Genomic DNA, 19547 nt, shown 5'->3' with positions numbered 1-19547 from the left:
GGGCCCCAGCACCGCGCGCCGAGCAGCCCAGGGAGCAGCATGACCGTCACCGACGCCCGCCCCGGCGACCGGAGGATGAGCCCGGTCTTCGCCGGCATCCTGGCCGTCACGGCGGTGACGGGCTGGGCCACCTGGACCGGGTTCGCCGAGCAGCCCGGTGTCGCCGTGTTCCTGTTCGTGACGGCGGCCTGGATCGTCTCGCTGTGCCTGCACGAGTACGCGCACGCCCGTACCGCCCTGCACAGCGGGGACATCACGGTCGGCGCGAAGGGCTACCTCACGCTGAACCCGCTGAAGTACACGCACGCGCTGCTCAGCATCGTGCTCCCGGTGCTGTTCGTGATCATGGGCGGGATCGGTCTGCCGGGCGGTGCGGTGTTCATCGAGCGCGGGCGGATCCGGGGGCGGTGGAAGCACAGCCTGATCTCGGCGGCGGGCCCGCTGACGAACCTGCTGTTCGCGGCGGTGTGCACGGCGCCGTTCTGGCTGGACGCGCTGGACGGCGTGCCGGCCGACTTCCGGTTCGCGCTCGCCTTCCTGGCGCTGCTCCAGGTCACGGCGACGATCCTGAACTTCCTGCCGGTGCCGGGCCTGGACGGCTACGGCGTGATCGAGCCGTGGCTGTCGCACGGCGTCCGCCGCCAGGTGGAGCCGATCGCGCCGTTCGGCCTGCTGCTGGTGTTCGCGCTGCTGTGGCTGCCGGGCGTGAACGCGGCGTTCTTCGACCTGGTGGACGCGATCCTGCGCGGGCTCGGGGTGGACGAGTTCGACACGTACTGCGGCTACGACCTCTTCCGCTTCTGGCGGGGCGGGAGCGAGGTCTGCTCGGTCAGCCCGTGACGGACTGGCGGCGGGCCTTGTCGCGCTTGACGTAGTACCACCACATGTTGGACGACAGACCGCCCAGCAGGACCCAGACGATCCCGAGCCAGCTGCCCTGCACGAAGGAGACGACGGCCGCGACGACGGCGAGGACGCAGACGAGCAGGGCGTAGAGGGCGAGGCGGGGCATGGTGTGCGGCTCCTGTCGGGGGACACTGCGGTACGACGCCCTCCAGTGTCCCCCATCCCCTCATACGTCCGTGATGCGGAGTCCCGCGTGCGCCTTGTAGCGCCGGTTGACGGAGATCAGGTTGGCGACCAGGGACTCGACCTGGTGGGCGTTGCGCAGCCGGCCGGCGAAGATGCCGCGCATGCCGGGGATGCGGCTCGCCAGGGCCTGGACGGTCTCGACGTCGGCGCGGGCCTCGCCGAGGACCATGACGTCGGTGTCGATCTCGTCGATCTCCGGGTCCTGGAGCAGCACGGCCGACAGGTGGTGGAAGGCGGCGGTGACCCGGGAGTCCGGGAGCAGGGCGGCGGCCTGCTGGGCGGCGCTGCCCTCCTCGGGCTTGAGGGCGTAGGCGCCCTGCTTGTCGAAGCCGAGCGGGTTGACGCAGTCGACGACGAGCCTCCCGGCGAGTTCCTCGCGCAGGGACTCCAGCGTCTTGCTGTGGCCGTCCCACGGCACGGCGACGATCACGATGTCGCTGCGGCGGGCGCACTCGGCGTTGTCGGCGCCCTCGACGCCGTGGCCGATCTCCTCGGCGGCGGCCTGCGCGCGGTCGGCGGCGCGCGAGCCGATGATCACCTTCTGGCCGGCCTTGGCGAGCCGGTAGGCCAGTCCCTTGCCCTGCGGCCCGGTCCCGCCGAGCACGCCCACGACCAGCCCGGAGACGTCGGGCAGGTCCCAGGGGTCCTTGGCGGGGGCCTTCTGTGCAGCACTGTCGGTAGAGGTCATGGCCCGACTTTACGGGTGCGGCGCGGGGCCCCGATTGCCCAGGTCGGGCGAATTCCACCGGAACCGGCCGTGCCGCTCCGGCCGGTGCGGCAGGATGCGGGCCCATGGATGCCGTACGGGTCGCGCTGCTGCGTGAAGTACTCGCCGGAACCGAGTGGTTGGGGGCCACGCGGAGGTTCGCCGGGGTGCTGCGGGGCTCGGTGGTCTCCCACGGCGGGGGCCTGCTGCTGGTGGGGACCCCGGCCCACGAGCCGTGGCATCTGGCGGCCCACCTGGTGGACGAGGCGGCGTGGTCGGGGACGCCGGAACTGACGCCCACCCTGGTACGCCACGCCCCGCGCCCGACGGACCCGGCGCACCTGGCGGTGGGCCTGGGCCGGCTGGCGGCCGCCCGGCGGGGCGAGACCCTGCTGGTCGTGGCCCCGGGCGCCCCGGACGACACCCTCCTGGAACACATCCACGACGCCCGCCGCTCCGGGGCCACGGTCCTCTCCCTGGGCCCCGCCGAGGGCGACCTGGTGACGATGTCCCACGAGGCCCTCCCGGTCCCGGAGACGACGGACCTGGACCTGGACACGGTCCAGCATCTGGTGAGCGCGGCGGCGGGCGAGAACTGCCTGCCCTCGCCCCGGTCCCCGCGCCGCTGGCGGGACCGCCTGTCGGCGCTGGCGGACCATCTGACGGCCCCGCCGCCGACGCGGTGGTGAGCGGCCCCGCCGAAAAACAGTTGCCCCGGTCTCCCGTCCGTACCGACGATGACCTGCTGTGGCCTCCTTGCTTCCCGATCTCACCCCCTGGCGTGCGTCCGCCGAGTTCCGGCGGTTGTGGCTGTCGGGGCTGGTCTCCAACTTCGGCAGTTTCCTGACGTTCGTCGCGCTTCCCGTCCAGATCAAGGAGCTGACGGGGTCCGCGGCGGCCGTCGGCGCGATCGGGGCCGTGGAGCTGGTCCCGCTGATCGTCTTCGGGCTGTACGGCGGGGCGCTCGCCGACGCGCTGGACAAGCGCGGGCTGATCCTGTGGACCGAGGCGGGGCAGGGGGTACTCAGTGCCGCGCTGCTGGTGAACGCGCTGATGCCGGAGCCCGCCGTATGGCCGCTGTACGTCGTCGCCGCGCTGTCCTCGGCGCTGGTGTCGGTGCAGCGGCCCGCGCTGGACTCGCTGTGGCCGCGGATCGTGAAGCACGAGCACCTGCCGGCCGCCGCCTCGCTCAACTCCCTGCGCTGGACGGTCGGCGGCGTCGCCGGTCCGGCGGTGGCGGGCGTGGTCGTGGCGTACGCGGGGCTCGGCTGGGCGTACGCCGCCGATCTGCTGACCTTCGTCCTCTCGGTGGTGCTGATCCTCCCGCTGGCCCCCTCCCCCGCCTCGCACGAGGCCGCGAAGCCGTCGCTCAAGGGCATCTGGGAGGGCGCCCGGTACGCCTGGAACCGCAAGGAGCTGCTCGGCACCTACGCCATCGACCTCGCGGCGATGTTCCTGGCGATGCCGCTGGCACTGCTGCCGTTCCTGGCCGACGAGTTGGACGCCGAGTGGTCGCTGGGGCTGATGTACGCGGCGCTGCCCTTCGGCTCGCTGCTGGTGAGCCTGAGCAGTGGCTGGACCGGGCGGGTGCACCGGCACGGCCGGATGGTGGTGCTGGCGGCGGCGCTGTGGGGCGTCGCGATCGCGGCCGCGGGCATGGTCGGCAATGTCTGGCTGGTGCTGCTGTTCCTGACCGTCGCGGGCGGCTGCGACATGGTCAGCGGTATCTACCGCGGGATCATGTGGAACCAGACGATCCCGGACGAGCTGCGCGGCCGCCTCGCCGGGATCGAGCTGCTGTCGTACTCCGTCGGACCGACCCTCGGCCAGGTCCGGGCGGGCGGCTTCGCCGCCTGGTGGGGCGTACGGGCGTCGGTGTGGTCGGGCGGTCTGCTGAGCGTCGGCGCGATCGGGCTGCTGGCCCTGTGCCTGCCGAAGCTGATGACGTACGACGCCCGCACCAGCGAGCACGCCAGGAGCGTGCGCGCCCAGCGCGAGGCGGCGGCCACCAAGGCCTGATCAGTCGTCGTCGGCGGCCTGCGGAGCGTCGTGCCACTTGGGGTCGTTCTCCCACTGGAGGTTGCGCTCGCGGGCGGTCTCCATCGCGTGCTCGGCCTCCGCGCGGGAGGCGTACGGACCGAACCGGTCCTTGCCGGGGCAGTCCGGCCCCTCCTCGACCTTCTTGTGCTCCAGGCAGTAGTACCACTCGCCCGGCTTGCCCGCCGTGCGCTTCTTGAACAGGGCCATGTCCCGCTCCTCTCGCCACCGACATGTTCCCCCACGGCGGCTCGTTAGACTCGCTGGCATGTCTGGCCAGTCGCTGCTCGTACCAGGGGAGCTGTCTCCCACCCGTTCCGTGCCCGGAAACATCCGGCGTCCCGAGTACGTCGGCAAGCCCGCGCCGACCCCGTACACGGGTCCCGAGGTGCAGACCCCCGAGACGATCGAGGCGATGCGGATCGCCGGCCGGATCGCCGCGCGGGCGATGGCCGAGGCGGCCAAGCTGATCGCGCCCGGGGTGACCACGGACGAACTGGACAAGGTGGCGCACGAGTACATGTGCGACCACGGCGCCTACCCCTCCACGCTCGGCTACCGCGGCTTCCCCAAGTCGCTGTGCACCAGCGTCAACGAGGTCATCTGCCACGGCATCCCGGACTCCACGGTGCTGCGCGACGGCGACATCGTCAACCTCGACGTCACCGCGTACATCGGCGGTGTGCACGGCGACAACAACGCCACCTACCTGGTCGGCGACGTCGACGAGGAGAGCCGCCTGCTGGTGGAGCGCACCCGGGAGTCCCTGAACCGGGCGATCAAGGCGGTCAAGCCGGGCCGCCAGATCAATGTCATCGGGCGGGTCATCGAGTCGTACGCCAAGCGCTTCGGGTACGGCGTGGTCCGGGACTTCACCGGCCACGGCATCAACTCCTCGTTCCACTCGGGGCTGATCATCCCGCACTACGACAGCCCGCACGCCACGACGGTGATCCAGCCGGGGATGACCTTCACGATCGAGCCGATGCTGACGCTGGGCACCCACGAGTACGACATGTGGGACGACGGCTGGACGGTCGTGACCAAGGACCGCAAGCGCACGGCGCAGTTCGAGCACACGCTGGTGGTCACGGAGACCGGCGCGGACATCCTGACCCTGCCGTAGCCCTGAACCCGCAGGCCCGCCCCACTGCCGGGGCGGGCCTTTTTCAGTACGCTTTTTACCGACAGCGCGTCGGCAAACCTATTGACTTAGGTAAGCCTCACCTTAGAGGATGGTCGGCATGGACTCCTTCTCGACCGTCATCCGCACCGCCTCCCACGAGCAGCACGTGGAGGCGGAGACCTCCACCTTCATGAGCGACCTGCTCGGCGGTCGCCTCGGCGTCGACGCCTACGCGCGCTACACCGAGCAGCTGTGGTTCGTCTACGAGGCACTGGAGAGCCACGCCGAGCGGCTGGCGGCGGACCCGGTGGCCGGGCCGTTCGTCCGGCCGGAGCTGTACCGCCTGGCGGCCCTGGAGCGGGACCTGGCGCATCTGCGCGGCCCGCGCTGGCGGGCGGGCGTGACCGCGCTCCCGGCCACCCGTGCCTACGCCGACCGGGTCCGGGAGTGCGCCGAGACCTGGCCCGCGGGCTACATCGCCCACCACTACACCCGCTACCTCGGCGACCTCTCCGGCGGCCAGATCATCCGCGACCGCGCGGAGAAGACCTGGGGCTTCGAGAAGAAGGGCGACGGCGTCCGCTTCTACGTCTTCGAGGGCATCACCAACCCGGCCGCCTTCAAGCGCGCCTACCGCGAACTCCTGGACGGGGTGCGGGCGGACGAGCTGGAGAAGCAGCGGATCGTGGGCGAGTGCAAGAAGGCGTTCGCGCTCAACACGGCCGTGTTCCGGGCGCTGGGCGAGGAGTTCCCGCTGTCGGCGTGAGCGTTGCCCTCATGTGTGCTCAGCGCTCCGGTCCTGCGCTCAGCGCTCCAGGTAGACCCGTCCCCCGAGTTCCACCCAGCCCCCGGGCTGCGGTGCCGTCAGCAGCTGGGAGCCCGTGCCCTGGGTGATGTTCAGGGCGCGGCCCAGCCGGTCCGTCAGCAGGATCGCCGCCGCGCCCGTGGCCTCGTCCTCCTCGATGCCGTCGCCCCGGCCGGGGAAGCCCCGGGCGCGGATCCGGCCAGCGGCCTCGTCCTCCCACGCCCAGGCGTAGATCCACTCCCCCGGCGGCGGCACGGGCAGTTCGTCGACCTCGGCGGCCGTCGCGTACTGCCGCAGCGTCCGCGGCGGTGCCCACTCCGCGCGTGCCTCGATCCAGCAGAACTCCCCGTCCTGCCGGGCGCCGACCACTCCGGCCGGGGTGACCAGCTCGGGCACGTCCAGCAGCCAGGCCGCGCCGACACAGGGGTAACCGGCGAACGGCAGCCGCACGCTGGGCGTGTAGATGTCGACGACACCGCGCTCGGGGTCGTCCACGAACACCGTCTCGCTGAACCCCAGCTTCGCCGCGAACGCCTGCCGCTCGTCCGGCTCCGGCAGCACCCGGCCGTCCCGGACGACGCCCAGCTCATTGCCGTATCCTCCGCGCGGTCCGCAGAAGACCCGGAGCACGTCGTAGTCAGTCACGGGGGTATTGAAACACCGCTTGTCCGGCGAGACCCCCGTATGCGGGGGTCATATGCCTCACCCCGGTCCTACGCCTGCGTACGCCTCCTGCGCATCGCGAGTACCACGCCGGCGCCCGTCGCGACGGTCAGTGCCGCCGCTGTGCCGAGGGCCGCGGCCGGGACGTCGGAGCCGGTGGCGGCGAGGCCGCCGGTCACGCCGCCCGTGGTGGAACCGGTACCGCCGGTCACCCCGCCCGTGGTGCCGCTCCCGCCGGTGGTGCCCTGGCCGTCGTCGTCACCGCCGCCGCCCGGCAGGTCCGCGTCCTCGCTCAGCGCCACCCGTACGTCCACCGGGTCGAGTTCGGCCCCGGCGGAGTAGAAGCCGCCGAACGCCTCCCCGCCCGCCGCGGTGAGGGTGGCCTTGACGTCGTCGAGGGTGATGACGTCGTCCTTGGCCTTCAAGTCGTCCGTCTTGGCGTCGAGTTCGGCCAGGACCACGTCCTTGCTGGTCTTGCCGAGGCTGGTGACGTCGGCGGTGAGTTCGCCGGAGCCGCCGTCAAGGCTGACCTCCAGGCCGGACAGGGTCAGGTCGAGGCCGTACTCGCCGCCGTTCTCCTCGTGGCCCTTGAAGGTGACCGCGCCCTTGAAGGCCGCGCTGAGGGTGTCGTTGTCGGTGTCGTACGTCCCGGTCGCGTCGACGAAGGTGAACGCCCCGTTGTTCGCGGCCTGCGAAGCCCCGTCGGACGTGGTGATCGTCCCCTTGGCGACGCCGTTGACGACGTACGTGCGGAAGGACTGCTTCACGCCCCAGCCGAGGGTGCCGTCGACGATGTCACCGGCGGCGGGGGCGGGGGAAGGTTCCGTGGAGGGCTCGGCGGAGGGGGACGGGCTCGTGGTGGCGGACGCCGACGGCGTGGCGCTCGGGGTGGTGCTCGGGGTCGCGGACGGCGTGGCCGTGGGCTCGGGGGATGCCGTCTCGGTCTGCGTGGACGTGGGGGTCGGGGTCGGGGTCTGCGACTCCTTCTTCTGCACGACGGTCAGCGGGTCCCCCGCCGCCCCGGCGTAGCTCGCGCTGCCGAAGACGGTTGCCGCCTCCTCGGTGAGCGTGGTCGCCATGTCCGCCATGGAGCGCGTGACGGTCACATCGGCGAGCGGCACGTCCTGGGTGGTCGTGCCGTCCCTGGTCACATCGGCGGTGATCTCGGCGGCGGCGCTGTCGAACCGTACGTCGGAGAGGGTGAACTCGAAGCGGTGCGCGGTGGAGGTGATCTTCAGGCTGCCCTGGAAGGCCAGGTCCATGGTGTGCGCGGTGGAGTCGTAGGTGCCGGTGCCGTCGACGAAGGTGAACGCGCCGTTGTCCGCGGCCTGCGAGGCCCCGTCGGCGGGGGTGAAGCTGCCGGCCGCGAAGCCGGTGACGTACGTGCGGTACGACTGCTTGATGCCCCAGGTCAACTCGTAGCCGCTGAGCGGGACTTCGGCGGCCGAGGCGGTGGTGGCGGCGAGGGCGGTGGCGCCGAGGGCGGCCGCCGTGGCGACGGCGGCAGCGAGGGCGAGGGGACGGCGCTGCGCTCTGCTGGGCATGGTCGGGGGTCTCCTTCGGGGGTGGGTGTGGGTCAGTTCGCGCGTCGGCGGCGGACGATCAGCGCGGTGGCGGCGGCCACCAGGGCCAGTCCGCCCGCGGTGAGGCCGAGGGGCAGCGCGGCGGAGGCGCCGCCCTCGTCGTCGTCCGTGGCGCTCGCGACGGGCTCGGTGGAGGGCTCGGGTGAGGCGCTGGGCGTGGGCGACTCGCTCGCCTCGATATCGCTGCCGAGGTCGGGCAGGGCGGGCAGTTCGGCGCTCGCGGTGGTGGCGACGGCCAGGGAGACCGGGTCCATCTCGGCGCCCGCCTGGTACATCCCGCCGAATGCCTCGGCGCCGCGCGCGGTGAGCTTCGCGGGTGCCTCGGTGAGGCGCACCAGGCCCTTCCCGGCCTTCGGCTTCTCCGCGGGGAAAGTGACCAACGGGACCTTCTCGCCGGTGAATTCGGGGCTCTTCACATCGGCGTAGAGGGTGCCTTTGCCGCTCTCGACGGTGACCCGGAGGTCGTCGAGCCGCAGATCGAGGCCCTGTTGGCCGGTGAAGCGGACGGCGCCCTTGAAGCGGGCGGTCAACTCGCCTTTCTTGTACGTCCCTTCGCCCTCGGGGAAGCGGAACAGCGCGCCGCCGTCCTGGGCGCCGGAGGAGAGCGTCCACTGTCCTCGGGCGATGTCGCCGGTGACGTACTCCCGGAAGGTGCGGCGCACGCCCCAGTCGACGGCACCGTCCTTGATGGCGGCGTCCGGAGTCCGCTTCTTCCCGGGGGACTTGGAAGCGGACGGCGTGGGCGACTTCGTCACCGCCTTGGGCTGCACGTCCGCCGACAGGCTCACCGGGTCGAGCGCGGTCCCCGCCGTGTAGTACCCGGCGAAGGACTGGGCGCCCTGGGCGGTGAGGGTGGCCGGGAGGTTGTTGAGGACGACCCGGTCGCCGTCGCCGCGCATGTTGATGCCGCCCAGGGAGAGGGCGGCGAAGGGCACTTGGCTGGACGTCGTGACCGTCCCGGTGTCCTTCGCCTTGCTGGTGATGTCCACGTACAGGGTTCCGGAGGACCCGGAGACGCGGACGGTAGGGCGGCTGATGGTGAGGTCGAGCTGATGGGTCCCCGAGTCTGCGCGGTGGCCGAGGAAGCGGACCCCGCCGGAGAAGGACGCCGTGAAGGTGCCGGTGGCGCCGTCGTAGGTGCCGGTGGCCGAGTGGAACCGGAAGCCGGAGCCGCCGACCGTGGCCGCGCCGCCGGTCAGCGAGTAACTGCCTTTCGCGACCGGGCCGGTGACATAGGTCTGGAAGGACGACTTGATGCCCCAGTCCAGCCGTCCGCCCTGCACGGGACGGCTCGCGGCGTGTGCCTCGGCGGCCGGGAGCAGCGCCCCGGTGACGGCCAGACACAGCGCGGCGAACAGGCCGCACAGGCGCCTCGACAGGGGTGGGGACATGGGTGACCTCCAGGGACAGCGAGATCCGGCCAGAACCCGATGACTTCTGGCCAGGTGAGGTAAGGCTAACCTAAGCTACAGCGGGTCCGGTGAACAGACCGGACCCCGAACACAGCTCACTCACAGGAAAAAAGCGCACGTCAGACGGGCGCGGAGAGGAAGGGCCGACCGTGCGACGTCTGCGCACACGACTGGCGGGAGCGCTCCTCGCGGCGCTCGCCCTGACCACCGCGACCGCCTGCCAGGGCACCTCGGCGGCGGCGGACAAGGCCCCGGAGCGGGCCGCCGACCGGGTGGAACCCCCTCTCCCCGGCACCCGCCCCGAAGCTGCCGGTCACCGTCGACTCCGCCGACGGCAAGCGGCTGACGGTCAGTCGGGCCGAGCGGATCGTGCCGCTGTCCGGCAGCCTCAGCGAGATCGTCTTCACGCTCGGGCTGGGCGAGCGGGTCGTCGCCCGCGATGTCACCGCCACCTTCGAGCAGGCGAAGGAGCTGCCCCTGGTCACCCGCGGCCACGACGTCTCCGCCGAGGGCGTGCTCTCGCTCCGTCCGGACCTGGTGATCGCCGAGACCACCAGCGGTCCCGAGGAAGCGATGGCGCAGATCCGGGCCGCGGGCGTGCCGGTCCTCGTCGTCGGCCCGGCGCAGGACCTCGACGACGTCGGCATCCGTATCGGGGCGGTCGCGGAGGCGCTCGGCGTACCGGACGCGGGAGAGCGGCTGACGGCGCGCTCCGAGCGGCGCATCGCCGCCGTGCGCAAGGATGTTCCGCGTTCCGGCGACCGGCCCCGGGTGGCCTTCCTCTACCTGCGCGGCTCGGCCTCGGTGTACCTCATCGGCGGCACGGCGTCCGGGGCGACCTCCCTGATCGAGGCGGCCGGCGGGATCGACGCGGGCGCCGCGTCGGGGCTGACGAAGGACTTCACGGCGATCACCAGCGAGGCGCTGGTGAAGGCGGCCCCGGACGCGATCCTGGTGATGAGCAAGGGACTTGACTCGGTCGGCGGCGTCGACGGGCTGGTGAAGATCCCCGGAATCGCGCAGACCCCGGCCGGGATGGACCGCCGGATCGTCTCCGTCGAGGACGGCGTGCTGCTCAACTACGGCCCGCGCACCGACCAGGTGCTGGCCTCCGTCGTCGAGCAGCTCTACGAGGGCGGTGCCGCGTGAGCGTACTGGAGAAGGCGGCACCCGCCCCCGAGGCCACCCGCGCGCCGGGCCGCGGGCCGCGTACGGCCGCCTGGCTGGTGACCGCGGGACTCGTCGTGGCCCTGCTCGTGCTGGTGCCGGTCGCCGCCGGGATCGGCGCCTATCCGGTGCCGGTCGGCGATGTGCTCGCCTCGGTGCAGCACCGGATCGGGCTGGGCGGAACGGAGTTGGACCGGGTCGCCGAGTCGGTGCTGTGGAACGTGCGGTTCCCGCGCATCGTCCTCGCGCTGCTGATCGGGGCCTCCCTGGGCTGTGCGGGCGCGCTGATGCAGGGCGTGTTCGGCAACCCGCTCGCCGAGCCCGGTGTCATCGGGATCTCCTCGGGCGCGGCGGTGGGAGCGGTGGCGTCGATCGCGCTGGGGCTCGACTTCCTCGGCACCTGGACGGTGTCGGTGGCGGCGTTCGTGGCGGGCCTCGCGACCGTGTTCCTCGTCTACGTCATGTCCCGCTCCGGGGGCCGCACGGAGGTCGTGACGCTGATCCTCACCGGTATCGCGGTGAACGCCTTCGCGGGGGCGGTGATCGGACTGTTCCTGTTCTTCGCGGACGCGGCGGCGATCCAGCAGATCACTTTCTGGCAGCTCGGTTCGCTGTCGCAGGCGACCTGGCCGAAGGTGCTGGCGGTGCTGCCCTGTGCCGCGGTGGGGCTGGTCGTGGCCCCGCTGCACGCCCGCCGCCTGGACCTGCTGGCACTGGGCGAGCGCCCGGCGCGGCATCTGGGGGTGGATGTCGAACGGCTCAGGATCACGCTGGTGTTCGTCATCGCCCTGCTCACGGCGGCGGCGGTGAGCGTCTCCGGGATCATCAGCTTCGTCGGCCTGGTCGTCCCGCATCTGCTGCGGATGGCGGTGGGGCCGGGGCACCGGTTCCTGGTGCCGGCGAGCGCGTTGCTGGGGGCGGTGGTGCTGCTGGCGGCGGATCTGGCGGCCCGCACGGTGGCCTCGCCGGCGGAGTTGCCGCTGGGGGTGCTGACGGCGCTGGTGGGGAGTCCGTTCTTCTTCTGGCTGCTGAGGCGGACTCGGCGGCGGCACGGGGGGTGGGCGTAGCGGTTGTGTGTCGTCCGCGGCGCCGGTGGGGGCGGGTCGCGCAGTTCCCCGCGCCCCTGGCGTCCGTCAAGTCCCCTCTCCCCCGTTCCGGAAGGTCCTCCCGTGCGACTGCTCCGCTCCCGCCCCACTCCCCCACCCCCCACCTCCCCCGGCGACACCCTCGCCGAAGCCGAAGCACTTCACGTCCGGCTCGGCGCCCGGCACGTCCTGCACGGTGTCGATGTCTCCGTCCGCGCGGGTGAAGTGCTCGCGCTGGTCGGGCCCAACGGGGCCGGAAAGTCCACCCTGCTAGGCGCCCTCGCCGCGGACATCGCGCCCGCGGACGGTGCCGTACGGATTCACGGGTGCCCCGCGCCGGACTGGTCCGCCCCCGAACTCGCCCTGCGCCGCGCGGTGCTGCCGCAGTCGTCCGCGCTGAGCTTTCCCTTCCCGGTGGAGGAGGTCGTACGGATGGGACGGGCACCCTGGGCCGCGCTCGGCCTGGAGGACGACGACACGGCGGTCGCCGAGGCGATGCGGCGGACCGAGGTGGAGGCGTTCGCGGCCCGCCCCTTCTCCGCGCTCAGCGGCGGCGAACGCGCCCGCGTCGCGCTCGCCCGGGTTCTCGCGCAACGCGCCCCGCTGCTGCTCCTCGACGAGCCCACCGCCGCCCTCGACCTGCGGCACCAGGAACTGGTGCTGCGGCTGTGCCGGGAGCGCGCGGCGGCCGGGGACGCCGTCGTGGTCGTCCTGCACGACCTCAACCTGGCCGCCGCCTACGCGCACCGGGTGGCGGTCCTGCGCGGCGGCCGGGTCGCCGCCGACGGGCCGCCCGAGGAGGTCTTCTCCGAGGACCTGCTGTCCGAGGTGTACGACCAGCCCGTGGAAGTGCTTCCGCACCCGCGAACGGACGGGATCCTCGTCACACCTCGCAGGAATCTTTGACTCCCCTTTGGCGTGCCCATGGCTGTACTTGACCAAATCAAGACACTGCTTTTGAGTCACGCCCAGTACGTTAGGTAAGCCTCACTTTACGTGAGGGTAACCATCCGGTCACTCACAGGAGCCCTCATGCGCCCCGCCAGACTCTCCGCCCTCGCCGCCACCGCCGTAGCGGCAGCCCTCACCGCCGTGACGGGCTGCACCGAGAAGGGCGGCGACGGCGACGGAGTCGTCCAGGTCACCGCGACCGACGACAAGTGCGAGGTCTCCACCAAGGAGTTCCCGGCCGGGCACGTCGAGCTGGCGATCGAGAACAAGGGCTCCAAGGTCACCGAGGTCTACATCCTCTTCCCCGACGACCGGGTCGTCACCGAGCGGGAGAACATAGGCCCCGGCACCAAGCAGCGCGTCACCGCCGAGGTGAAGCCCGGCGACTACCAGATCGCCTGCAAGCCCGGCATGAAGGGCGACGGCATCCGGCAGTCCGTCAAGGCCACCGGCAAGGGCGCCACCAAGCGCGACCCGCGGCTGGACAAGGCCGTCGCCGCCTACCGCCAGTACGCGCAGGCGCAGGCCGACGAGACCCTGCCGCTCGCCGAGGCCTTCGCGAAGGCGGTCAAGGACGGGGACGTCGAGGCCGCGAAGAAGGCGTATGCGCCCTCCCGCATCGGCTGGGAGCGCACCGAGCCGGTCGCCGAGTCCTTCGGTGACATCGACCCGAAGGTCGACCTCCGCGAGGACGGCCTGGAGGGCGACCAGGAGTGGACCGGCTGGCACCGGCTGGAGAAGTCCCTCTGGAAGGACAAGAAGATCACCGGGGAGGACAAGAAGCTCGCCGACCGGCTGATCACGGACCTGAAGGACTGGCAGAACCGGGTCGGCAAGGCCGAGATCACCCCGACCTCCATGGCCAACGGCGCCAAGGAACTCCTCGACGAGGTCGCCACCGGCAAGGTCACCGGTGAGGAGGAGCGCTACTCGCACACCGACCTGGTCGACTTCAAGGCCAACGTCGAGGGCGCCGAGAAGTCCTACGAGCTGCTCAAGCCGGTCGCCCAGGAGAACGACGCCGCCCTGACCACCGAACTGGACAAGCAGTTCGCGGCCCTGGACGCGCTCCTCGACAAGTACCGCGCGGACAAGGACTCCTACGAGTTCACCTCCTACGACAAGGTCGGCGCCGCCGACCGCAAGGAGCTGTCCGACGCGGTCAACGCGCTCGCCGAGCCGCTCTCCAAGCTCGCCGCCGCCGTCGTCACCAAGTAGGGGGCACCCCATGACCTCCGAATCCCCCTCCCGCCGCGCCCTGCTCGGCTGGGGCGGCGCCGGGCTCGCGCTCGGTGCCGCCGCGGCCGGCGGTGCCGTCGCCGTGGCCCGCAACGGCGAGGACGCGCCCGCGCCGGGCGGCGCCGTGCCCTTCCACGGCGCCCACCAGGCCGGTATCGCCACCCCCGTGCAGGACCGGCTGCACTTCGCCTCGTTCGACGTGCAGACCGAGGACCGCGCCGAGTTCGTGGCGATGCTGAAGGAGTGGACGGCCGCCGCCCGCCGGATGACCGCCGGAAAGGCGGTCGGCGAGGGCGGGTTCGGCGGGCTGCCCGAGGCCCCGCCGGACGACACCGGCGAGGCGCTGGGCCTGAAGCCCTCGCGGCTGACCCTGACCATCGGCTTCGGCCCGTCCCTGTTCGAGAAGTTCGGCCTCGCCGACGCCCGCCCCGAAGCCCTGGTCGACCTGCCGAAGTTCGCGGGCGACAACCTCGACCGCAATCGCAGCGGCGGCGACCTGTGCGTCCAGGCGTGCGCGGACGACCCGCAGGTCGCGGTGCACGCCATCCGCAACCTGGCCCGCATCGGCTTCGGCAAGGTCGTCATCCGCTGGTCGCAGCTCGGCTTCGGCAAGACCTCCTCCACCACCCCGGAGGAGCAGACCCCGCGCAACCTCATGGGCTTCAAGGACGGCACCCGCAACATCGCGGGCACCGAGACGGACCGGCTTCAGAAGTTCGTCTGGGTCGGCGAGAAGGACGGGCCCGACTGGATGGTCGACGGCTCCTACCTGGTCGCCCGCCGCATCCGCATGCACATCGAGACCTGGGACCGCACCTCGCTCCAGGAGCAGGAGGACATCTTCGGCCGCGACAAGGGCGAGGGCGCCCCGGTCGGCAAGGCCAAGGAGCGCGACGAGCCGTTCCTGAAGGCGATGAAGCCCGACGCGCACGTCCGGCTCGCGCACCCCGACTCCAACGACGGGGCGACGATCCTGCGCCGCGGCTACTCCTTCACCGACGGCACCGACGGGCTCGGCCGCCTGGACGCGGGCCTGTTCTTCCTCGCGTACCAGAAGGACGTACGCCGGGGCTTCATCCCCATCCAGCGCAGCCTGGCCACCGACGCGCTCAACGAGTACATCCAGCACGTGGGTTCGGCGATCTACGCCATCCCGCCCGGCGTCCGCGACAAGGACGACTGGTGGGGCCGGGCGCTGTTCGAGGGAAAGGCGTAGGACCGTGTTCGCGAACTATCTGATCGGCCTGCGCGAGGGCCTGGAGGCCAGCCTCGTCGTCTGCATCCTCGTCGCCTACCTGGTCAAGACCGGCCGCAGGGACGCGCTGAAGCCGGTGTGGACCGGTATCGCCATCGCGGTGGCGCTCGCCCTGGGCTTCGGCTGCGCCCTCGAATTCGGCTCCCAGGAGCTGACGTTCGAGGCGCAGGAGGCGCTCGGCGGCACCCTGTCCATCCTGGCGGTCGGCCTGGTGACGTGGATGGTGTTCTGGATGCGCCGCACCGCCCGGCACCTGAAGGCCGAACTGCACGGCAAGCTGGACGCCGCCCTGGAGATCGGCACCGGCGCGCTCGTCGCCACGGCGTTCCTGGCGGTCGGCCGGGAGGGCCTGGAGACGGCGCTGTTCGTGTGGACGTCGGTACGCGCGGCCGGCGACGGCTCCTCGGACCCGGTGATCGGCGCGCTCCTCGGCCTGGCCACCGCGGTGCTGATGGGCTGGCTGTTCTACCGGGGCGCGCTGCGGATCAACCTGGCGAAGTTCTTCACCTGGACCGGCGGCATGCTGGTCGTGGTCGCGGCGGGCGTGCTGGCGTACGGCTTCCACGATCTGCAGGAGGCCGACTGGCTGCCGGGTCTGACGAACAAGGCCTTCGACATCACCGGGACGATTCCGCCGGACAGTTGGTACGGCACCCTGCTGAAGGGCGTGTTCAACTTCCAGCCCGATCCGACCGTTCTCCAGGTCACGGTGTGGCTGCTGTACCTGGTCCCGACACTCGCGCTGTTCCTCGCCCCGGTAGGGTTCGCCTCCGGGAAGGGGAAGGTGGAGCAACCCGATGAGCACGGATCGCGGCCCTCGCAGGCTGAGCAGTCTTGACCGGAGGATGCTGGTAGCGGCCTCCGTGACCGCTTTGTCGTTGACGGCGAGCGGGTGCGTGGTGGTCCACGGGGAGAACGAGATGATCCCCGCGGCCACCCGGGCGGAGGCCGCCGAGGCCCTCAAGGAGTTCACGACCGCCTACAACGCGGCCGACAAGGCGTACGACAGCTCCCTGGACGCCGACCATGTCACCGGCGCGCTCGGGGACATCGACGAGGCACGGCTGAAGGCGGGCCGGGCGAACAACCCGAACGGCAACTCCGCGCACTCGCCCCTGGAGTTCACCGACGCCGAGTTCACGATCCCGAAGAAGCCGGGCTGGCCGCGCTGGTTCCTGGCGAACGCCAAGGGCAACCGCGGCGGTGACTCCCGCTGGCTGCTGGTGTTCACCCGGGACGCGCTGGACGCGCCGTGGGAGGTCGCGTACCTGACGCTGGTGGCGCCGGACGATCTGCCGGAGTTCAAGAAGGACACGGACGGCTGGGCCGAGGCGGTGGACCCCAACACCGCCGAACTGGCCATACCGCCACAGGACTTGAGCAAGCGCTACACGGACTACCTCAAGGACGGCGGGCGGTCCTTCGCGGACGGCAGCCACACCACCGGCTGGCGCGAGAAGCGCGAGCAGAGCGCCGAACGGCCGGGCCTGGTCACGCAGTACATCGACGAGCCGCTCACCGCGGGCGACTACCAGCCGCTGGCGCTGCGCACGGCGGACGGCGGGGCGCTGGTGTTCTTCACCACGCGTCACTTCCAGAAGCAGACGGCCGCCCCGGGCACCTCGGTGCCGACCCCGAACAAGAACGTGCGGGCGCTCACGAAGGGCGAGATCAAGCAGTCGCTGACGATGGAGTTCGTCTCCAACGAGGTGGCGCTCGACCCGATGAGGGGCACGGACACGGTGTCGGTGCTGGGCCGGATCGAGGGTCTGACCGGCGCGAAGGGCGAGTAGCGCCGCCGGGTCAGCGCCGGGTGGGCCAGGCGGTGTGGGCGTGGTCGTCGCTGTCCTGGCCGACGTGCCGGGCGCCGGCGTCGGTGAGGACCTCCAGCAGGCTGAGCGGGTCCGGCAGCGGATGCTCGGGGCCGCGTACCCAGCGCACGCCCTGGTCGTCGCCGGGGAGCCGGGCGGGCGGTACGAGGACGTAGGAGCCGCGGCAGTGCCAGCGCAGGCCCGGGTGCTCGTCCATGGTCTCGGGGTGGCAGTCCAGCTCGCAGGGCCACCACTCGTCCTCGTCCTCGGGGGTGCCGCGGGTGAGGGTGAAGAAGAGCATGCGGCCGTCGTCGCTCTCGGCGACCGGGCCGACCTCGACGCCCGCTTCGAGGAGGCGGTCGAGGGCCTCGCGGCCGGCGTCGAGGGGGACGTCGAGCACGTCGTGGGTCATGCCGGTGGCGGTAATGAAGTTGGCCTGCGGCTGGTGGCGGGCCCAGCGCTCGATCTGGGCGCGGTCGGTGGTGGACTGCGTCTGCCAGGCGAACGACACCGGGTGCCGGCCGGGGGTGGGACAGCCGACGCGGTCGCAGGAGCAGCCGTAGCCGGGGGCCGGGTGAGCGGCGGGGGCGAGCGGCAGTCCGGCGGAGGCGGCGGCGAGCAGCAGGACCTCTCGGCCGCCGTCGTCGGCGGCCTGCTCGGGGCGGCGGCGCAGCCACCGCGAGAGTTTGCCCGTCAGACTCCGGTCGCCGAACTCCGCGCTCATCTATCCCCTCGCCTCGCTGTCGTGCGGAACAGCATGCCTTATCGTCCCACCATCGTGCGCTCCGGGGGGCCGTAGCAGACAACAGGGGTAGGTGGGACGAGGCGGGGATCAACCGTCATCACATGCTTTGCCACGATTTATGGTGTGCGGTGCCTCACTCAGCGGGGCGCGAGTCCGTACAGGGCGTAGTCGACGAGGGTGTCGGTGTACTCGTAGGAGATGGGCCCGGAGTACTGCAGCCAGCGCTGGGCGAGCGGGGAGACGAACAGTTCGAGGGCGATGCGGGGGTCGATCTCGGGGCGTACGTCTCCGGCCTGCTGGGCGGAGCGCAGGCGGGCGACGTAGAGCTGGAGCGAGGGTTCGAGCAGTTTCTCGACGAATTTCCGGCCCAGCTCCTCGTTGACGACACCTTCGGCGGCGAGGGCGCGCGAGGGTACCTCGAAGCGGGGGTCCTTCAGTTCGTCGACGGTGGCGCGGAGGACGGCCTTGAGGTCGGCGGCGAGGTCGCCGGTGTCGGGAATGGCGTACGACTCGCCCCCGGCCTGCTCCCCGAGGTCGAGGAAGGCCTCCATCAGCACCTCGGCCTTGGACGACCACCAGCGGTAGATCGTCTGCTTGCCGACTCCGGCCCGGGCGGCGATCCCCTCGATGGTCGTCTTCGGATACCCGACCTCCCCGACGAGGGCGAGGGCGGCGTCGTAGATGGCGCGGCGCGACTTCTCGCTGCGGCGGGTGGAGTCGGGGGCGACGTTCTTGGCCATGGGTCCGAATTTAGCAGCCGACAAGACGGTGCGTCTCGTCAGCGGGGTCTCTAGTCGGCCGGGGGCCAGGGATCGCCCCAGTCGGCGTCGCGGGCGGACTTGTAGAGGTCGCCGTGGCGCTTGGTGACGGTGGTGCGGGCGAGAGCGGGTTTGGCCTCGGTCCCGGTCCCGGTCCCGGCCCCGGTCCCGGTCTCGCAGAGGTCGAGGAGGACCTGACCCTTGCGGATCTGCGGTTTGCGGACGATCCGGGCGGGGGCGGGGGTGACCGGGAAGCGTACGGCGGCGACGTAGGCGAACTTCTCGTCCTCGTAGGCGAGGGAGCCGCCCTTGACCTGGCGGTGCAGGGAGGAGCGGCTGACCCGCGCCGAGAAGTGGCACCAGTCGGCGCCGGGGACGATGGGGCAGGCGGCGCTGTGGGGGCAGGGGGCGGCGATCCGGAAACCGGCGGCGACGAGCCGTTCCCGGGCCTCGATGATCCGGGTGTATCCGTCGGGGGTGCCGGGCTCGACGATGACGACGGCCTGCGCGACGGAGGCGGCGGTGTCGACGAGGGTGGCGCGGTCGGTCTCGGGGAGCTCGTTGAGCACGTAGGAAACGGTGACGAGATCAGTGCTCTCGATGGAGAGCGCCGATCCGATACGAGAGCGCTGCCAACGGACGTCCCGCAGGTCGGGGCTGGCGGCGGCGATCTCCCGCCCGAGGGCGAGCGCGGGCTCGGCCCAGTCGAGCACGGTGACGGGGCGCGGGCCGGGCCAGGTGGCGCCGACGGCCCAGGTCGCGGCGCCGGTACCGCCGCCGACATCGACGTGACTGCCCGGCACCCACTCGGGGGCGGCTTCCGCGAGCGCCTCCAGCGCGGCCCGCACCGCCTCGAAGGTGGCGGGCATCCGGTACGCGGCGTAGGCGGCGACATCGGCACGGTCCCGGAGGATGGGCGCGTCGGTGGGCGTGGCCCCACGGTAGTTGGCGATCAGCCGCTCCACCGCGGCCCCGGCCTGCCGAGCCGGAAGCCCGTCCAGCAGCCCGTCAAGAGCGGTACGCAATGTCTCGGCCGAGGCCCCGGGGTCGTTCACCCGGCGATTCTATTCCGGCCCGCCGGTCGAACTGACGGGGCTGGCGAGCCGGTACGC

Annotated in this window: 20 protein-coding genes and 1 pseudogene; 12 read left to right on the top strand and 9 right to left on the bottom strand. The window is 71.9% G+C overall.

All coding sequences use genetic code 11. The features are described from left to right. Positions 1-39 precede the first annotated feature (39 nt). Complete coding sequence (locus GA0115233_RS27820; protein ID WP_093723054.1) at positions 40-840, top strand: site-2 protease family protein; 801 nt, start codon at positions 40-42, stop codon at positions 838-840. Here GA0115233_RS27820 and GA0115233_RS27815 read toward each other — a convergent pair. Together GA0115233_RS27815 and npdG are read right to left on the bottom strand one after the other, a co-directional pair. Then, complete coding sequence (locus GA0115233_RS27815) at positions 830-1012, bottom strand: hypothetical protein (protein WP_093723053.1); 183 nt, start codon at positions 1010-1012, stop codon at positions 830-832. The two genes, GA0115233_RS27820 and GA0115233_RS27815, sit on opposite strands and share 11 nt — an antisense overlap. A 60-nt stretch (positions 1013-1072) precedes the next feature. Next, positions 1073-1780 (bottom strand): NADPH-dependent F420 reductase, encoded by a 708-nt coding sequence (gene npdG / locus GA0115233_RS27810; protein WP_093723052.1) that lies wholly within the window; start codon positions 1778-1780, stop codon positions 1073-1075. 104 nt (positions 1781-1884) lie between these two features. Between npdG and GA0115233_RS27805 the strand changes: the two genes are divergently transcribed. Together GA0115233_RS27805 and GA0115233_RS27800 are read left to right on the top strand one after the other, a co-directional pair. Beyond that, positions 1885-2487: a hypothetical protein gene (locus GA0115233_RS27805; RefSeq protein WP_093723051.1), complete on the top strand. Its 603-nt coding sequence runs from the start codon at positions 1885-1887 to the stop codon at positions 2485-2487. A 58-nt stretch (positions 2488-2545) separates the two neighbouring features. Continuing rightward, on the top strand, positions 2546-3817 hold the full coding sequence (locus GA0115233_RS27800; RefSeq protein WP_093723050.1) for an MFS transporter: 1272 nt from the start codon (positions 2546-2548) through the stop codon (positions 3815-3817). Here GA0115233_RS27800 and GA0115233_RS27795 read toward each other — a convergent pair whose 3' ends face one another. Then, on the bottom strand, positions 3818-4045 hold the full coding sequence (locus tag GA0115233_RS27795; protein ID WP_093723049.1) for a hypothetical protein: 228 nt from the start codon (positions 4043-4045) through the stop codon (positions 3818-3820). A gap of 58 nt (positions 4046-4103) precedes the next feature. Between GA0115233_RS27795 and map the strand changes: the two genes are divergently transcribed. Both map and GA0115233_RS27785 read left to right on the top strand, forming a co-directional pair. Then, positions 4104-4961 carry a type I methionyl aminopeptidase gene (gene map / locus GA0115233_RS27790; RefSeq protein WP_093723048.1) on the top strand — a complete coding sequence of 286 codons (858 nt, stop codon included), beginning with the start codon at positions 4104-4106 and terminating at the stop codon, positions 4959-4961. A 118-nt stretch (positions 4962-5079) separates the two neighbouring features. Then, a complete protein-coding gene (locus GA0115233_RS27785; protein WP_093723069.1) occupies positions 5080-5727 on the top strand; it encodes a biliverdin-producing heme oxygenase in 648 nt (215 codons plus the stop codon). Positions 5728-5766: 39 nt separating this feature from the next. Here GA0115233_RS27785 and GA0115233_RS27780 read toward each other — a convergent pair whose 3' ends face one another. From GA0115233_RS27780 to GA0115233_RS27770, 3 genes are all read right to left on the bottom strand, one after another. Further along, positions 5767-6411 carry a PhzF family phenazine biosynthesis protein gene (locus GA0115233_RS27780; protein ID WP_093723047.1) on the bottom strand — a complete coding sequence of 215 codons (645 nt, stop codon included), beginning with the start codon at positions 6409-6411 and terminating at the stop codon, positions 5767-5769. A 68-nt stretch (positions 6412-6479) separates the two neighbouring features. Then, positions 6480-7973 (bottom strand): HtaA domain-containing protein, encoded by a 1494-nt coding sequence (locus GA0115233_RS27775; protein ID WP_093723046.1) that lies wholly within the window; start codon positions 7971-7973, stop codon positions 6480-6482. A gap of 32 nt (positions 7974-8005) precedes the next feature. Further along, positions 8006-9403 carry an HtaA domain-containing protein gene (locus GA0115233_RS27770; RefSeq protein ID WP_093723045.1) on the bottom strand — a complete coding sequence of 466 codons (1398 nt, stop codon included), beginning with the start codon at positions 9401-9403 and terminating at the stop codon, positions 8006-8008. Between the two features lie 170 nt (positions 9404-9573). On the opposite strand from GA0115233_RS27770, the pseudogene GA0115233_RS27765 reads away from it, so the two are divergent. The 7 genes and pseudogenes from GA0115233_RS27765 to GA0115233_RS27735 all read left to right on the top strand — a co-directional run bounded on the left by GA0115233_RS27765 (position 9574) and on the right by GA0115233_RS27735 (position 16914). Next, positions 9574-10573 (top strand): annotated as a pseudogene (locus GA0115233_RS27765) (hemin ABC transporter substrate-binding protein). Further along, positions 10570-11658: a FecCD family ABC transporter permease gene (locus GA0115233_RS27760; RefSeq protein ID WP_093723044.1), complete on the top strand. Its 1089-nt coding sequence runs from the start codon at positions 10570-10572 to the stop codon at positions 11656-11658. The pseudogene GA0115233_RS27765 and the gene GA0115233_RS27760 overlap by 4 nt, the downstream one beginning before the upstream one ends. A 102-nt stretch (positions 11659-11760) precedes the next feature. Next, entirely contained in the window at positions 11761-12582 is an 822-nt protein-coding gene (locus GA0115233_RS27755; RefSeq protein WP_093723043.1) for a heme ABC transporter ATP-binding protein, read from the top strand. Positions 12583-12708: 126 nt separating this feature from the next. Continuing rightward, a complete protein-coding gene (gene efeO / locus GA0115233_RS27750) occupies positions 12709-13845 on the top strand; it encodes an iron uptake system protein EfeO (RefSeq protein WP_093723042.1) in 1137 nt (378 codons plus the stop codon). A gap of 10 nt (positions 13846-13855) precedes the next feature. After that, positions 13856-15082 (top strand): iron uptake transporter deferrochelatase/peroxidase subunit, encoded by a 1227-nt coding sequence (gene efeB / locus GA0115233_RS27745; RefSeq protein WP_093723041.1) that lies wholly within the window; start codon positions 13856-13858, stop codon positions 15080-15082. Between the two features lie 4 nt (positions 15083-15086). After that, positions 15087-15959 (top strand): iron uptake transporter permease EfeU, encoded by an 873-nt coding sequence (gene efeU / locus GA0115233_RS27740; protein WP_093723040.1) that lies wholly within the window; start codon positions 15087-15089, stop codon positions 15957-15959. Beyond that, the gene (locus tag GA0115233_RS27735; RefSeq protein WP_093723039.1) at positions 15919-16914 is read left to right on the top strand and encodes a hypothetical protein; all 996 of its coding nucleotides are present in this window, start codon (positions 15919-15921) and stop codon (positions 16912-16914) included. The genes efeU and GA0115233_RS27735 overlap by 41 nt, the downstream gene beginning before the upstream one ends. A 10-nt stretch (positions 16915-16924) precedes the next feature. Here the strand turns inward: GA0115233_RS27735 and GA0115233_RS27730 are convergent, their stop codons facing one another. The 3 genes from GA0115233_RS27730 to GA0115233_RS27720 form a co-directional block, all read right to left on the bottom strand. After that, positions 16925-17656 carry a bifunctional DNA primase/polymerase gene (locus GA0115233_RS27730; protein WP_093723038.1) on the bottom strand — a complete coding sequence of 244 codons (732 nt, stop codon included), beginning with the start codon at positions 17654-17656 and terminating at the stop codon, positions 16925-16927. Between the two features lie 158 nt (positions 17657-17814). Continuing rightward, complete coding sequence (locus GA0115233_RS27725) at positions 17815-18417, bottom strand: TetR/AcrR family transcriptional regulator (protein WP_093723037.1); 603 nt, start codon at positions 18415-18417, stop codon at positions 17815-17817. 50 nt (positions 18418-18467) lie between these two features. Next, on the bottom strand, positions 18468-19490 hold the full coding sequence (locus tag GA0115233_RS27720) for a small ribosomal subunit Rsm22 family protein (protein WP_093723036.1): 1023 nt from the start codon (positions 19488-19490) through the stop codon (positions 18468-18470). Positions 19491-19547 lie beyond the last annotated feature (57 nt).

This window comes from Streptomyces sp. DI166 (assembly GCF_900091315.1).
In the GTDB taxonomy this organism is placed as follows: Bacteria; Actinomycetota; Actinomycetes; order Streptomycetales; family Streptomycetaceae; genus Streptomyces; species Streptomyces fuscus.
This window is presented reverse-complemented; position numbering and strand designations above follow the sequence as displayed.